The following is a 14,515-nucleotide window of genomic DNA, read 5'->3' as shown; positions in this document are numbered from 1 at the left end:
AGTAAAATCGGATATGTTGCGTGACTCTTGTATCATTGAATTAATCGTTTGATAATGTATGAAGAAGACAGCGCTAAATTTTGTTCTTTACTTACTTCCCTTTTATTCTGCTTTTGCTCAGCTTAGTTTTTACGATAAGCTGGCAGAAGCCGCGCTCACCCTGACAAATCAGTCAGTTCAATACGATCCCGCTTATTTCAGCATGGCCTATCCGAATGGTGATGTACCGGCAGATAAAGGTGTATGTACTGATGTAGTAATCAGGGCCTACAGAAAAATGAATATTGACTTGCAAAAAGAAGTGCATGAAGACATGCGCAGTAACTTTAGTAAGTATCCTAAAAATTGGGGACTCAGCAAGACCGACAAAAATATTGATCATAGACGTGTGCCCAACCTCATGACTTTTTTTACTAGACATGGTACCGTTAAACCCATCACACAAAATGCAAATGATTACTTGCCGGGAGATGTAGTTTGCTGGAATTTAGGCGGGGCTATCACGCATATCGGTATCGTATCTGCAAAAAAATCGACAGATGGCAAAAGATACCAGATTGTGCACAACATCGGTGCTGGTCAGGTTTTAGAAGATTGTTTGTTTACCTATAAAATAATAGGGCATTACCGATATGAGAAATAAAGATGAAGCCATCCTCTCGTCCTTTCATCGTCTCCGCGAGGGACGATGAAATGAATAACATATTCTCGTCCAATCATCTCTGTCTCTAATTTGGTCTTGTATCGTCTCCCATTTCGGGGACGATGCAAATAAGCTCAATGCTTATTTCTTGTCCGATCATCGTCTCCGCGAGGGACGATGAGATGAATAGCACGTTCTTGTTAAATGATCTATGCCTAGGTTGGTGTCCTCACCAAAAAAATAAAATGGCTTCGCTAAATCTCTTTTCCAGTATATTGATTGGTGCATGCAACTTTGAATACACAGGTGATTGGTAATAAGCGAGTTTTTGCTCTCAGGCCGCGTGGCCTCGCATACTCATTCAAGGCTGTATGCTATCCGCGCCTTCCCTGCCAGACCAAAGATAGCATAATGCCTTGCCTGAGTATGCTGTAAGTAAGCATAGAAAATTCGATCTTGTCCAACCAGAGCCCCGCCTTAGTAATCAATAACACACTTGTCTTGTATCGTCCCCCGCCTTGGTTCGTGTCTTCACGAACCAATAATTCCGTCTTGTATCATCTCCCATTTCGGGTACCATACAAATAAGCTCAATGCTTATTTCTCGTCCAATCATCGTCTCTGCAAAACACGATGATATGAATAACACGTTCTCGTTCAATCATCGCCTTCGCCTCATCCACAGCTCGCACACCAACAAATTCGGTACCCAGCTCAACCAGGCAATGGTCGCATAGGCCATGGGTTGCGACAAGTCAACCGACCACGAACTGATAAATACATAGATGCGCAGGGTGATGGCCGCCAGTGTTAAGGCATAACTGCGCAACATCCATTGCTCATGTGCCTTTACATTGCCCTGGCGTATGTAATAGTAAGCGAGATAAGTAAACACAAACCACAAGCTGCACTGCGCAATAAAACTGCTGAGCACCCAGGGCCCGCGGTTAATGAAAAAGCTCATCACCATACCACCCGGTGCGGAGAAAAACAGAATGCCACCCACATATACTTTACCAAAAGCGCGATGCCAGACAGGCCAGCGCCTGCGCGAAGCCGGATGTAATTGAAAAATACCAATCAGCAAGATAAAAGCAGCTGCCAGCACGTGCGCGTAGTAGGCAGGCAAATACCAGCCCGTGGCAATGGCCTTTTCCTTCAGCTGCAAAAAGCCATAAGTAGAATCAAAATTAAAGTAAGTCAATGCATTCATGGCCAGGGGTACGGCCAGAATGATCAACAGTGCGAAAGCAATCCTTTTAAACAAACTCATGCCATGCCTACACCTGTGTTTGCATGAGCGCTAGTATTTTATTGAGGAAGTCAAGGTTATGTTTATCGATCTCACTCATGCCTGCTTCGGCTTCTTCTATGGAGTTGCTTTCTGCAACACCTTCCTGCACGTAGCCAAAGGCATTATTCTCTTTGGCTTCTTCCGAACGATACCCATTCGCTGCCAGTATTTCATCGCGCATATACGTAATGGTTCTTACCGATAGAAAATCCCTTTCTTCCATCTGTTGTGTTTCGTGGCTCCAGACACTGAAGCTTCCCATCAGGTAAGAGCTGTCCAGCTTTACAAATTCTGTTTGTGGGTACAGGCGATTGGATTCTAATTTAGAAATGCTACGCTCTGGCGAGATGTAGAAATAACTGTGACTGATTAAATTCTGTTCGTCACTGGCTTCATTTTCCATAAACCAATAGTCGTGCGGGGTGCGCACTTCCAGCAAGGTACTGTCAATACTGTGCAGGCTTATTTCTTCGCCCGATATGCTGGAGGTGCTGAGTATGTTTTGCTCATCATCAATCAGCGTTAGTCGGCTGCTGGTGTAAAATTCTTCTCTTCCTTCCAGGTAGCGTTCATTAATAGTGGTAACGACTGCACGCAGGTTACTGCTGATGCGCTCAATAAAAGTGCCTGTTGTTTCTTTGTATTCCGTCCATCCATTAATCGGAACTTCTGTAGTGCTGATACCCGCTTCAATGGTGCGGAAGATATCGTTGATTGAAAAATAAGACGATGGAATGATGATTCCATTGCCTGCATATTCAGCCGAAGGTATTTCACAGAAAGTATAACTGCCCGGTGCCAGCCTGATCTCCTGTTTCAAATATTCAAAGTTGTTATACCATTCCTTCATGGTTTCAGAAACAAAACCAGGGGTGTAAGTATATTCATCGTCCAGCCAGCCGAAAACAGTATCTTGTTTTACCAGTGCCCAGGCACCTTCGCTGTTGTAGGGAATAATCAGATCATAGATCGGTTCAACCACCTGTTTCATGGTGACTACATCGTAATAGCCATACTTACCGTCTCTGCTTACTTCTACCAGATCATCAGTTTCAAAACCGATCGTACCAATCAAATCGTAGTCGATAGGAATGACCAACTCACCACTGGCATCGGCCAGCCCCATTCGCGTGTTCACGTTTTGCTGATCGCGCTTATCGTATTGCATAAAGAAATTCTCCCAGGAGCCACTCACCACATAAAAGTAAGTGTCGCCTTGATGTTGGGCATACCAGATCACAGAGTCATACTTATCGCGCATGCTGCGGGCTGTTTCATAAATTTGCTCGCGTTCCAGGGCGGCCATGGCTTCTGCTGCGGCCCACTGATTGCTGTTTTTGATTTCCTGAAAGGCCTGGTAAAATTCTTCACCGTTGATGTAGGTAATGGTGAAGCTATCGCCCACAGGCTTGAGCCAGAGCATTAAGGTAAAGCTGGCACTATCAGCCGAGTCCAGATCTTTTACCCGGAAAGTAACGGGTATCTGCACCGTTACCACCTCCAGATCAATGTTGATGGAGGCATTGGCCATGTTCGACTCACACACAATAAAGGGATCTTTGTTTTGCAGAATACCGATGACAGAAAGCAAGGCATCGCGCGACTGCTCCACACGGAAGGGACTGAGAATGTCTTCATCCGATTTACTAAGACTCGCTTGAAAAGAAGACAGAAATGTTCTTACGTTTTTCTCAGGGTCTTCGCTTTTAAGAATAGAACAAGCTGAGAAGGTAAGCAGGAGCAAGGATAAGATGCCTATGCTGCGGTTGAGGGTTTTCATGGTAGGTTGGTTGAGATTTAAAGGTAAAAAATTGTTGGCAGATACGCATACAGAAAGGAGCGAGGCCTAGGGTGGATGCAAGTTTTGCAGGATGTAAAGTAGTTTAAGTATTGCACTACTTTTTTTGGTATAAAGTACTGATACAGAGCACATCAGCCTGATTTAAGCCTGTTGTTGTAAAATGAAGCCAAAATGGCCAAAAGTATATGAATTGAGTACAATTAATATGCAGTAAACCAGCACTTTATTATGTTTTGCTTTTAGGTAATAATACCCTTCCTGCATTAGGCGGCATTTATTTGGTGTGTCCTGGCTCGAACACATTTGCAGATGTTGTACATGAACAAGAGCGTTGCTCGTACATGAAAAAGATATTGTCTATATAAAGTAGAATTGGTTCTAAATTCCTAATTTTGACAATCATCATATAGACTTCGTTGTTGCTTTACTTAGGCTTAAACATCAATATTTACGCAGATCCATAAAAGTTACCTATTCAATGAACTTGCCTTTAAGCCCAATTTTTTTCATTTGCGCCCTATACTTTCTTTTAAATAATTCAAGTTACTTAGAAGCTCAGGTTACGCAGACTTTCAATAACGGAGGACAGAATACTAGCAACTCTAACAATATAGTTTCGTCAAACTTTGGTGAAGTATTCGTAAAAACATATCAAGTTTCCGGTCTGCACCTTTATGAAGGTATTCTTACGTCCAATTTACTAGTACTAAGCGTGCAAGAGGACGAAACAACGCCCTTTGTAAAGGTATATCCAAATCCTCTTAACGATGAATTGACAATTCAAACAAGTTACCCGGGAAGTAAATTCATGATTTTCACAATGAGCGGACTTTTGGTGAGACAAGGTAATTTGAATGAATTAAAAACGATTATCAGATTTGTGGAAGCTCCAGATCAATGGTATTTCCTAAAAATAGAAGATAAGAAAAATGGCAAAATATCAACTTTTAAAATCAGACGTGAAAAATAGTTTTTTGGTACTTCTGTTAGTAGTTGCATCTACAGATTTCATATATGCTCAAGATGTGAGAGGCATAAATTACCAAGCGGTAATAAAAGATGCTTCAGGACTTACATTAAGTGATAAACTGGTATCATTTCGATTTTCCTTAATTAAAGGATCAACAACCCTTTATTCTGAAAGACATCAGATAACGACAAATACTGATGGTGTAATTAATGTTGTCATTGGAAAAGGTACTATTATCAGTGGTGTTTTCTCATCCATTGATTGGTCTGGTGAACAAGTGAAAATAAAGGTTGAACTGGATAAAAATGGAGAAGACAATTTTGAAGAATTAGGAACAACAACAATGGCTTCGGTTCCGTATGCATTTTACGCAGAAAAAGCAAAACTTGATTTAGTAGGACACGGGCTCATCATAGAAGGAAACCATATTACCGCAAGAGATTCAAGTGCCACCAATGAAATTCAATTTCTTGAACTGAATGGTAACACCTTAAAAATAACAAATGGTAATGAGGTTACATTGCCCGCTGGTTTCCCTACTTCAGGTTTACTCATGCTCACTCAAGCTGAGTTGGATGCAACTGTAAAAACTAAGGGATTGTATGTGTGGAACACTACCAATAGATGCCTATACGTTTACGACACTCCCCCTTACTACTTTAAATGGTGTGGATTTACTTGCGAACCCTTACCTGATCAGGCGAACGCAGGTGCTGATATTGTTTCTAACGAACAGCCCTTTAATTTGGTAGGAAATGTTCCTAGCTCAGGCAGTAGTACCTGGCAGGTTATTAGCGGAACAGGTGGCACAATTGCTGATCCAACCAGCCCATCAACAACATTTACAGGTTCATTGGGTCAATCGTACCTGCTGAGGTATACAATAACCAATAGTTGTGGAACAAGTACGGACGATAAAATAATTAATGTAGCCCAATCTACTTCCGTAAGCGATTTTGAGGGTAATCAATATCCAATTGTTACTTTAGGTACACAGACATGGATTGTTCCAAATATAATGTCAACTAAATATGCAGATGGCACAGATATTCCATTTTCTTACCCAGACAATAATGCCGCTAACAAAGAAACGTACGGTCTTTTATACACACCACAAGCTATCCTTAAAAATACCTTCACGCCAGGTACACAAGGCGTATGTCCAAACGACTACCATGTTCCAACAGAGGCCGAATTGCTTACCCTCTTCAGCTTTTTAGAAAACAATCCGGCCAATTATAGCCTGTTTTATCCAATAAAAGCAGGGCAGGGAAATACTTCAGGAGCTTACGGATTTAATTCCTATAATATGGTCGCTACTTCTACATTAACTGGTAATCTTCAGGCTTTGTACTTTTACGGATTTGCCGTTGGCAGTCATGTATTCTTCACCGCCCCAATAAGCTCTAGCAGTGGTATCTCTGTTCGATGTATTAAGAATTAGATTGTAGGGCCCTTGCAATTATTGAGCTTGTGCGCATGCTTTCAGGCATCACCAATCCATGTATTGATTTCCAGGCACAGCTGACTTAGGCTTTTACCCCCTCGCCATTGTTGGTGTTGCGCAGGCCTTGTGGCAGGTATCACCAACAATAAATTAAACTTTTACCCTTGCTTTCTGCCACCGCTTGTGCTGGCCCTGCAGGTCGCGGTAAAACTGTAGCGCCAGTTGTGTGGTGCGTTTGCGGTTATGTGTTTTAGCCTATGGTCGGTGTTTTCACCGACCACGCTTGCCTCGCCATTGTTGGTGTTGCGCGCAGGCCTTGCGGCTTGCATCACCAACAGTAAATTAAACTTTTACCCGTGCTTTCTGCCACCGCTTGTGCTCGCCCTGCAGGTCGCGGTAAAACTGTAGTGCCAGTTGTGTGGTGCGTTTGCGGTTATGTGTTTTGCTCATTCTTTTGGTATAGTAGTCCAGGTGCTTTACGTAGAAAGTCCATACTTCATCGCGCCACATCCACTTGCATGAGCCGCAGAATGATGGTGCCGAGGCAGGGCTGGTAGGGACATTCCCCAAAGCCGAGTTGTTGTATACCATAAAAGAAATGGTTGACTTTAAGTTCTTCGCACAAGAGAGAGAGGGGCAGATCAACTTTCCGGGGCAAACGAACGCGGTGTTGTTGGCGCTTGTTCATACCTGTTGGTGTTTGTACGAAATAAGTAGGTGGAAAGAAGGGTATGCACAAGGTGAGGCCGTAGAACACGAGAAGTTGGGTTGTTTTTTACGATACACATAAACTTCTATATTTGGGATATGGAAACCACGAGCAAAGCACCCCGACATGTAGGCAGAAGAATAGGACGCATACGCGAGATGTTGGGCGTGAAGCAGGAGACCCTGGCCGAACAAATGGGCATTACCCAACAGGCCGTGAGCAAGTTGGAGCAGAGCGAGGAGTTGGAAGAGAAAACGATAGAGCGGGTGGCAAAGGCTTTGGGCGTTCCGGCAGAAGCGATTAAGAACTTTAATGAAGAATCAGTCTTCAATGTTATATCCAATACATTTCACAACACAAGCTCAGATCAATCTACGTTGATTTCAAGTTCCTTAAATTACTATCCTACATTCAACACCATTGAAAAGATCGTTGATCTCTACGAACGCCTTCTCCAATCTGAAAAAGAGAAGATAGCACTTATGGAAAAAATGCTGAAAGACTAAGCATTCCTACTACTTTTCCCAATCACACAATTTACTTTCCAAAACATCTAAAGCGGCTTCCCAGGCTGTTTAGGTTATTGTATTGCTTGCCTCAAACTAAATTAAAGCTCATTTAACATTTGCAGAAGTGCAAAAAGGTTTGCGATATTAGAGGAGATGTGTGCGGTGGGTGGGAGGTTGTAGTTATAAATGTGGTTACATATCCACAGGCGTTGGTCGAGATGGTAACCTGAAGTACAGTTCAACGCGGATACCTTTTGACGTTACACTTTTAGTTAGACTCACTACTTATAATTTAATAAATGGATTACAAAATACCAGACAACATAAAAGTACTTTGTGAAAAACAAGATCTGAGCGACCCTGAAGAACAGGAATTGGTAAAGCAAGAATTTGTAAAATTTCTTATCCACTATCTTGACTTAAAAAAGGGTAAAAATAGTTTAGCAAATATTACTGATATAGTTACTAATGAATTTCCTGTAAAAGGAACAGTTTATCCTTTTGAAAGAGATGTAGCGGGACGAATGGTGCGGACACGGAACTATACGATGAAGGAAGGAATTAATAAGGCTGGCAAAGAGGAAGTTTATGTTATTGCTGTCGATAGACCATGGTGGGAGAGATATAATCCATTACAGACATTTGGAGGAGTGGTTTTAGGTACAACTTTATCGTTTATTGGCACTAAGATAAATAACCTAGAAAAACAGGAAACCCCCTTAACAAAAACAAACATAGAAGACACTAGAATTCAACCTTTGTTTGATTCTTTAAAAGTTCTTACTAGCAAAGTAGAGGCTTTAGAAGATTCTTTAAAGAATACAAAACAAGATTAGCATTGACGTTTTTAATTAATGGATACATTTGACATACTTTAACGGTGTCGCTTATCCTCTGTCGCGGATGTTGTGTTTGGGCAATTGTGTAAGGTAATCCGTGACCTTGGTTAGTCAGTATTTTTTTGAGAGATTTGAGTAAGGTGTTTATTAAGATAAAAGCTGGTTCGTGAGGACACGAAGCAGGGCAGAGTTAAGTGCCTATTTACAAAGGACGAGAAATGAAAAGTATTTTGGTTAACGCGGGGCTGTTGATTTTTTTATTTATATCAGGATTCTTCATTTTCACATACTTTGAATTGCTCCATGATAAAATAGTAAATCCAACATTCAGAAATATGAATTCTACCGAGATATTTTTCTTTGGGCTTTTAATAGGACTATTTATTATACTCGATTACTTTATTTTAAGAAAATTCTACAGACTGCTAAGAAACTCAAGATAACCATCTAGTCCTCGTTTGTAAAGAGGATGTATAAGTACAGCGATTGTATGCACAGACGTTTTTGGCAAAACATCCCGGACAAATTTTCAATCACTAATTATTAATAATGACCGCGCGATACATAATTAAGGATACATTTAAGATTACTGGACGTGGTCTCGTTTTAGCTGGATACATAGCAGAGGGGGCAATTCAAATTGGAGATTATATTGAGTTCACTGCCTTGGGCAAATTGAGAAAAAGAAAAATTACGGGAACAGATGGAATTAGAATGGCTACTCCTGACAAGACTACCACGGGACTCCTAATTCAATGTAAAAATGAAGACGAGATTGATGAGTTGAGATCATGGAGACCCAATGGTGATTCAGCCACAATTTCAAACGAATGAAGAATAAGGTCGCTGTCGCGGATGTTGTGTGGGAGCAAGTATATAAGTTCATCTATGACCTTGGTTAGTCTGGAGTTTTTTGAGAGATTTGAGTAAGGAGTTTAAGGAAGATAAAAGCTGGTTCGTGAGGACACGAACCAGGGACAGGGAAATCGGCACTATGACAATAATAAAAATTGCGTTTAAAATTATTCTGAGATTAATCGTAATCACAATAATCTGCCTTACGATAATGTTGAATTATAAAATTTTTGCGAGAGTTGATAGCATCTATAACAAATATTCAGCATTTTATGGTGTCTTAGTAGAAGACAAAAGCTATCAACAAATTCCGACAAATATTCAAATTGAAATGGAGACAACCGACTCAAATATCTTAATGCTTCATTCAGTTTCATGTAAAAGTTCATACATCTTTGGAATACTTCTAGGACTGTGCATTATACTGATACTGATAAATACATTTACAGAAATTAGAAAAGACTTATTAGTAAAATAAATCAATGCAATTGTACACGAAGCTTAAAAATACCCCACCTCGCCTTCGTTTTTAACGATTGTGTATGAGCACAGCGATTTAATCACTGGCTATTCGCTCTCGCGGATGTTGTGTGTAACTCATCTGTGACCTTGCTTAGTCTGGAGTTTTTTGAGAGATTTGAGTAAGGAGTTTAAGGAAGATAAAAGCTGGTTCGTGAGGACACGAACCAGGGTGGGGAGGAATTCCCTTAGTTCGTGGTTAGAGATGAATAATTTGAAAATATGACTAATCCAATTCTAAATTTTTTCTTCACAGCAACAGGAGCATTTGTAATCTGGTTAGTGAAAGGATTTAAAGGATCGTTTGACAAAGAGATGGTTTCAGTAGACGAGAGTAACTCAACAAAAGGAACACTGAGATTTTTCTTAGGATTAGGAGTTTGGGTTTTTATTGCCATGATAACTATAAAAATACTGACTAGGTCTACTGAGACAACAACCTATAGACTTATTGAGAATACCAAAAAGGGAAATAACTAAATTGCAATTATAGACAACCAAGTATCACTTAGTAAACAGATTCACGACCGCCACCCACCTCGTTCTCGTTTGTAACAAGCGTACCTGAGTAATCGCAGGATACTTTGTTTCATATGGTATACGTTAAAGAACAAGGGTGAGAGAGATGGATTAGCAATTTATATTGTACTCTCAACTGAGCCATTTCGCTTTGGATAAAATTAAAAGCGTTTTAGTTAACCTTTTTGGTTTCGAAAAGAAGTCAACTGAAAAAAATATATACGTAATTGGCCTGTTTAAAGTATTTATTGGGTATTTTAAGCCGTTTTATATAAGCGAAGTATATACCATTGTTGTACATACACGTACGTTAGCGGCAAGCCAAAGGACAGATCAACATTAAAATATGGACAAAATTATTTTGACAACGAAGCTCAGTATAGAAGATTACATAAAGGTTAACTATCACTTACTCTATCGAAAGTGGGCAATTAAGTTTATGACAGGTATCGGATTTTTTATGTTGATTTTAATTCTTTTTTCATTTAATTCATTTACGCAATTCCCTTGGTTTCAATTGATCTTCGGACTGTTCTTGACAGTTGGACTACCCATTTCAGTTTACTTCAGTGCTAAGAAAAACTATAAATCAAACGGACGAATAAGTGAGACGATAAACTATGAATTTGACAAGGATAATATTCAACTGACTGGCGAGTCGTTTAACTCAAAATTGACTTGGGACAAGGTATATAGCGTGACAGAGAACACAGACTGTATCTTGATTTGGCAGAATCGACAAGTTGCAAACGTAGTTCCAAAGCGTGACTTCAAAGACGGAGAGCTACAAGCATTTAAAGAGATTGTAGGATCCCATGGTGGACTTAAAAACAAGTTAAAAAAGTAACGTGGACATTGGACCATCCGCTAACAAAATGTATAATCGCTAGCGCTGATGATGAGGACATTTTTTTATTTTTGCTCAGCGCCATGGCTTATACATAAACGTTAGTGGTAAGCTTCTTAGGGCATCAGAAAATGAAGGACTATTACAAGATTCTAGGTGTAGATAAAAAAACAACATCTGAGGATATAAAGAAAACATTTAGACAAAAAGCACTTTTAGTTCATCCTGATAAATCTGGCAGAAACACTAAGGATGAATTTATTGAACTATTTGAGGCCTATGAAATCCTTGTCGATTATAAAAAAAGGAAGAGATATGATTTGATATACCATTGGATTGATTCAGCAACAGCTGAGCAAAAAGACAAGGAATTAGAGAAGGATATTTTATCTATCCAGGAAAAAGCATTCTTATACGCGGAAAACTTTAGAAAGTTTAAAAAAGAAGTCATTCTTTACATATTATTAGATCTATTCTTTTCCAAATTTATGTTGGGCGCAGTTACATTATTTATAATAGGAATCTGTACAATTGGGAAAGGGATTATTAACTTAGCGCTGGACTATTGCTTAATCGGAATTGTTATGACACTGATTGGGATTTGGTTTTTAAGAATAAGAATGAATTGGATAGTTGACGAAGCCAGCCGCTAACAAAAGCCACAAGTCATGCCGCGTATTTTGCCAATTAAATACAAACTACTAACTTCGTTACTTAATGTTGGAATCATACGGGCTTCGAAAAGCGCCACGCCATGTAACCAAGCGTTGTGGCGCATTTAGGCGGGCGACATAGACTGACGAATGACTAAGGACCTTGACAAAAAACATATTTTAATTGTCGGTAAAAAACATAACGACAGGCATGAATTCTTAAATGACTTGATCGCTGGGACAAATAAGCTGATTTACAGAATTTCGCCCAACCTCAGGACTTTTGATGAATACATTGAACAAGTAAGAAAATTATTCCCCTTTGTGCCGACAAATTGGAAGGAACAGAACCCGAAAAATTGGTCAAGGAATCAAGTATGGGACTTTCACTTAGATTGGACAGAGAACACCCACAGCATACTTATTATTATAGACTAGTTTGGTGAAATGGAACCCACTTGGAAAGTGGAAATCATTAGAGATTATATACAGACATCGTACTATCAAGAGGGACAAAATAACGGAAAACTGAATTTTCAATTGATAGTCACACAGGACAAAGATGACGACTTGGTTGAGAAAATGATTCAGGTTTTTAGACTATCCGACAATGAAACACGGACAGAGGAACAAGTAATTCATGGTAAGTTGAAGGTAATTAATTTAGATCAAGCCTAAACGCGCTACAACATTGTATTTATTTAATTGCGGGGTTCAGAGTAGAGATAAAGTTTGTTTTACTAATTTAGTTCGGTAACGGGGACAAGAACTGAGCTGGTCGATTTTAACATTCCGCTCAGCTTCATTCTTAAAACCCACCTCGCCCTCGTTTATAATCATAGCCGTCAGGTTAAGCGTGTAATCCATTGAATTAGAGCAAGAAAGAGAATTTTAGCAATACCTTAAACAGGTATTTTTCTGAGTCTTTAAGCGAGTCACGTATTGAAGCAATAGCAAGATCAACAGGTTTTTGTAAACGTAAGCGTAAACTATCACCAGTTGATTTTCTGTCCACTTTACTTTTCAAAGAGTTTGACGAAAGCAAACAAAGCCTCAACGATCATGTAATCCAGTTAAATACTAATCATGACACAATAATACAGAAGCAGAGTCTGGATGAAAGATTTAATAAATTCTCAACAGAGTTTGTTAGACACGTCTTACTAGAGCAATTGAGCAGTAGCATCCAATACCAACAACTGCCTGCTCTAGATTTCTTCTCTAATGTTTATCTACAAGATTCTACTAAGTTTAAACTACCTCATCGGTTTAAAAACAAATATCCCGGGTATCACCAAGCCGGAGCGAGTATTCAGTTAACAGCGGATATCAAAAAGAATAATTTTGCCCGTCTTAGTATTCATCCAGAGACTTATAACGATTCAAACGAGTGTGAAAATGTTGACTGGCTACCCAAAGGTTCTCTACTCATACGAGATCTGGGTTATTTTTCAGCTAAGGGGTTTAAATCTATAGAGGAAAATGAAAGTTTTTTTTTATCCAGACTCCAACCCCGATCAGCTCTCTTTACTAAGCGGGGAGAAGAATTCATTCGATTCGATATCGAAAAATTACTAAGGAGAATGAAGAAGTATAACATTCATTTCTATGATGAGATTCTTTTCATGAATCGAGAAATCAAATTTCCAGTACGGGTGTGCTTTTTTATTGTCCCCAAATCAATAAGAGATAATCGACTTAGAGGTAAAAAGAAGCTTATGAAAGGACGAGGATGGAATCAAAGCAAAGAATACTCAAGTTGGTCTTGGTTTAATGCCTACATAACTAATGCTGGGTGTGACAAAATTTCTACTAAAGAAATTATTACCTTCTACAAATACCGCTGGCAGATTGAGTTAATATTTAAGACCTGGAAGAGTAATTACCGTTTAGGAAGTATGAAAACAATGAAAGTGGAAAGAATGGAGTGTTATCTCTATGCTTTACTCTTGAAGACTTTACTGCATCGCAACATTGTTAATTTATACTGCAATTCTATAAGTAAAGATGCGCTTCATGAGCATGACATAAGTGTAATGAAGGTAACTAAGCTTATGATCTTTTTTGACAAATTGATCTACAATATTGTTCGCAAGGTAAACGGATCAATACACGTTCTAAGTGAAACCTTAGAGAAGCTTGATAAATCAATTCTGCTAAAAGAAATTAAGAAAAAGGGAGTTATCTTTGAGCATGCTGGTGAGTAAAGCCCATCTGATCAGCAAATCAAACAAAATGGGCATTAAAAAATATGAGCATCCCCTACGATTGGGGTTACTGATTTAGCTTTCCTTAACCTGACGGCTATGGTTTATAATGAGTGTGTATGAGCACAGCGATTTAATCACTGGCTATTCGCTCTCACGGATGTTGTGTGCGAGCTTATGCATAAGCTTATCGGTGACCTTGGTTAGGCATCAGTTTATTAATAGTTTTGAGTAAAATAAAAGCTGGTTCGTGGGGGCACAAACCAGGGCAGAGAATTCCCGCTACTGCTTATGCACATTCGTTATGTTCAAGCCTCTAAGAAAGTTATGACCACAGAAGACATAGAGAAAACAATACTAGACATCTTCGAACGGACGCGACAAAAGCCAAATTCGCCTTACGACAAGAATCATTTCCTTGACTACCTAATTGACCCTCCAGCGACAAAGGATAACATCAAGAATTCGTTCAAGGGTGTTCGGAGGTACTACATGTTCTTTGAGGGGGTTGAACAAACATTCGGCATTTGTTTCTCATTGTCCGACCAGGACAGATTTTACAGCGTTGACAAATTTTTGACTAAGACAAAAGAACGGATTGAAAACGTAAGAGGGAATAAAATGATAATAAGGCAACGAGTTTCTGAAAAGGAAACTTATTACATAGAAATCATTTTGACATTGATTCTAGCATTGGTCGTTG

General features: G+C 39.5%; 15 protein-coding genes and 1 pseudogene. 13 read left to right on the top strand and 3 right to left on the bottom strand.

Annotation, left to right across the window (positions count from 1 at the left end):
• The first annotated feature begins 58 nt into the window (after window positions 1–58).
• Window positions 59–643, top strand: coding sequence for a DUF1287 domain-containing protein (locus tag ACO1XM_RS04800; protein WP_486226364.1), 585 nt, complete (start codon window positions 59–61; stop codon window positions 641–643).
• A 661-nt stretch (window positions 644–1,304) separates the two neighbouring features.
• Here the strand turns inward: ACO1XM_RS04800 and ACO1XM_RS04795 are convergent.
• Window positions 1,305–1,916: a DUF2306 domain-containing protein gene (locus tag ACO1XM_RS04795; protein WP_486226362.1), complete on the bottom strand. Its 612-nt coding sequence runs from the start codon at window positions 1,914–1,916 to the stop codon at window positions 1,305–1,307.
• Between the two features lie 7 nt (window positions 1,917–1,923).
• Window positions 1,924–3,717, bottom strand: a complete 1,794-nt coding sequence (locus ACO1XM_RS04790; RefSeq protein WP_486226360.1) for a WG repeat-containing protein — start codon at window positions 3,715–3,717, stop codon at window positions 1,924–1,926.
• A 499-nt stretch (window positions 3,718–4,216) separates the two neighbouring features.
• Here ACO1XM_RS04790 and ACO1XM_RS04785 point away from each other — a divergent pair, with 499 nt between their 5' ends.
• Both ACO1XM_RS04785 and ACO1XM_RS04780 read left to right on the top strand, forming a co-directional pair.
• The gene (locus ACO1XM_RS04785; protein ID WP_486226358.1) at window positions 4,217–4,708 is read left to right on the top strand and encodes a T9SS type A sorting domain-containing protein; all 492 of its coding nucleotides are present in this window, start codon (window positions 4,217–4,219) and stop codon (window positions 4,706–4,708) included.
• A complete protein-coding gene (locus ACO1XM_RS04780) occupies window positions 4,698–6,152 on the top strand; it encodes an FISUMP domain-containing protein (RefSeq protein WP_486226356.1) in 1,455 nt (484 codons plus the stop codon). The genes ACO1XM_RS04785 and ACO1XM_RS04780 overlap by 11 nt, the downstream gene beginning before the upstream one ends.
• A 345-nt stretch (window positions 6,153–6,497) precedes the next feature.
• On the opposite strand, the gene ACO1XM_RS04775 is transcribed toward ACO1XM_RS04780, so the two are convergent.
• Window positions 6,498–6,746 (bottom strand): hypothetical protein, encoded by a 249-nt coding sequence (locus ACO1XM_RS04775; RefSeq protein WP_486226354.1) that lies wholly within the window; start codon window positions 6,744–6,746, stop codon window positions 6,498–6,500.
• Window positions 6,747–6,753: 7 nt separating this feature from the next.
• Here ACO1XM_RS04775 and ACO1XM_RS04770 point away from each other — a divergent pair, with 7 nt between their 5' ends.
• The 10 genes and pseudogenes from ACO1XM_RS04770 to ACO1XM_RS04725 all read left to right on the top strand — a co-directional run.
• A complete protein-coding gene (locus ACO1XM_RS04770) occupies window positions 6,754–6,945 on the top strand; it encodes a hypothetical protein (protein WP_486226352.1) in 192 nt (63 codons plus the stop codon).
• 17 nt (window positions 6,946–6,962) lie between these two features.
• Window positions 6,963–7,370: a helix-turn-helix domain-containing protein gene (locus ACO1XM_RS04765; RefSeq protein ID WP_486226351.1), complete on the top strand. Its 408-nt coding sequence runs from the start codon at window positions 6,963–6,965 to the stop codon at window positions 7,368–7,370.
• Window positions 7,371–7,672: 302 nt separating this feature from the next.
• Complete coding sequence (locus ACO1XM_RS04760; protein WP_486226349.1) at window positions 7,673–8,209, top strand: hypothetical protein; 537 nt, start codon at window positions 7,673–7,675, stop codon at window positions 8,207–8,209.
• Window positions 8,210–8,761: 552 nt separating this feature from the next.
• Window positions 8,762–9,046, top strand: coding sequence for a hypothetical protein (locus tag ACO1XM_RS04755; protein WP_486226347.1), 285 nt, complete (start codon window positions 8,762–8,764; stop codon window positions 9,044–9,046).
• A 762-nt stretch (window positions 9,047–9,808) separates the two neighbouring features.
• Window positions 9,809–10,066, top strand: a complete 258-nt coding sequence (locus tag ACO1XM_RS04750; protein WP_486226345.1) for a hypothetical protein — start codon at window positions 9,809–9,811, stop codon at window positions 10,064–10,066.
• A 385-nt stretch (window positions 10,067–10,451) separates the two neighbouring features.
• Entirely contained in the window at window positions 10,452–10,952 is a 501-nt protein-coding gene (locus ACO1XM_RS04745) for a YcxB family protein (RefSeq protein WP_486226343.1), read from the top strand.
• A 131-nt stretch (window positions 10,953–11,083) separates the two neighbouring features.
• Window positions 11,084–11,605: a J domain-containing protein gene (locus ACO1XM_RS04740; protein ID WP_486226341.1), complete on the top strand. Its 522-nt coding sequence runs from the start codon at window positions 11,084–11,086 to the stop codon at window positions 11,603–11,605.
• A 150-nt stretch (window positions 11,606–11,755) separates the two neighbouring features.
• Window positions 11,756–12,043: a hypothetical protein gene (locus tag ACO1XM_RS04735; protein WP_486226339.1), complete on the top strand. Its 288-nt coding sequence runs from the start codon at window positions 11,756–11,758 to the stop codon at window positions 12,041–12,043.
• Between the two features lie 9 nt (window positions 12,044–12,052).
• Complete coding sequence (locus tag ACO1XM_RS04730; RefSeq protein WP_486226337.1) at window positions 12,053–12,283, top strand: hypothetical protein; 231 nt, start codon at window positions 12,053–12,055, stop codon at window positions 12,281–12,283.
• Window positions 12,284–12,534: 251 nt separating this feature from the next.
• A pseudogene (locus ACO1XM_RS04725) lies at window positions 12,535–13,812 on the top strand (IS4 family transposase); the annotation flags it as partial.
• Window positions 13,813–14,515 lie beyond the last annotated feature (703 nt).

The sequence above is a fragment of the Chryseotalea sp. genome (genome assembly GCF_057350905.1).
This window is presented reverse-complemented; position numbering and strand designations above follow the sequence as displayed.

Coding starts and splice junctions, on each gene's coding strand:
- ACO1XM_RS04800 (WP_486226364.1), top strand. CDS start 59: ATGAAGAAGACAGCGCTAAATTTTGTTCTTTACTTACTTCCCTTTTAT.
- ACO1XM_RS04795 (WP_486226362.1), bottom strand. CDS start 1,916: ATGAGTTTGTTTAAAAGGATTGCTTTCGCACTGTTGATCATTCTGGCC.
- ACO1XM_RS04790 (WP_486226360.1), bottom strand. CDS start 3,717: ATGAAAACCCTCAACCGCAGCATAGGCATCTTATCCTTGCTCCTGCTT.
- ACO1XM_RS04785 (WP_486226358.1), top strand. CDS start 4,217: ATGAACTTGCCTTTAAGCCCAATTTTTTTCATTTGCGCCCTATACTTT.
- ACO1XM_RS04775 (WP_486226354.1), bottom strand. CDS start 6,746: ATGGTATACAACAACTCGGCTTTGGGGAATGTCCCTACCAGCCCTGCC.
- ACO1XM_RS04770 (WP_486226352.1), top strand. CDS start 6,754: ATGGTTGACTTTAAGTTCTTCGCACAAGAGAGAGAGGGGCAGATCAAC.
- ACO1XM_RS04765 (WP_486226351.1), top strand. CDS start 6,963: ATGGAAACCACGAGCAAAGCACCCCGACATGTAGGCAGAAGAATAGGA.
- ACO1XM_RS04760 (WP_486226349.1), top strand. CDS start 7,673: ATGGATTACAAAATACCAGACAACATAAAAGTACTTTGTGAAAAACAA.
- ACO1XM_RS04755 (WP_486226347.1), top strand. CDS start 8,762: ATGACCGCGCGATACATAATTAAGGATACATTTAAGATTACTGGACGT.
- ACO1XM_RS04750 (WP_486226345.1), top strand. CDS start 9,809: ATGACTAATCCAATTCTAAATTTTTTCTTCACAGCAACAGGAGCATTT.
- ACO1XM_RS04745 (WP_486226343.1), top strand. CDS start 10,452: ATGGACAAAATTATTTTGACAACGAAGCTCAGTATAGAAGATTACATA.
- ACO1XM_RS04740 (WP_486226341.1), top strand. CDS start 11,084: ATGAAGGACTATTACAAGATTCTAGGTGTAGATAAAAAAACAACATCT.
- ACO1XM_RS04735 (WP_486226339.1), top strand. CDS start 11,756: ATGACTAAGGACCTTGACAAAAAACATATTTTAATTGTCGGTAAAAAA.
- ACO1XM_RS04730 (WP_486226337.1), top strand. CDS start 12,053: ATGGAACCCACTTGGAAAGTGGAAATCATTAGAGATTATATACAGACA.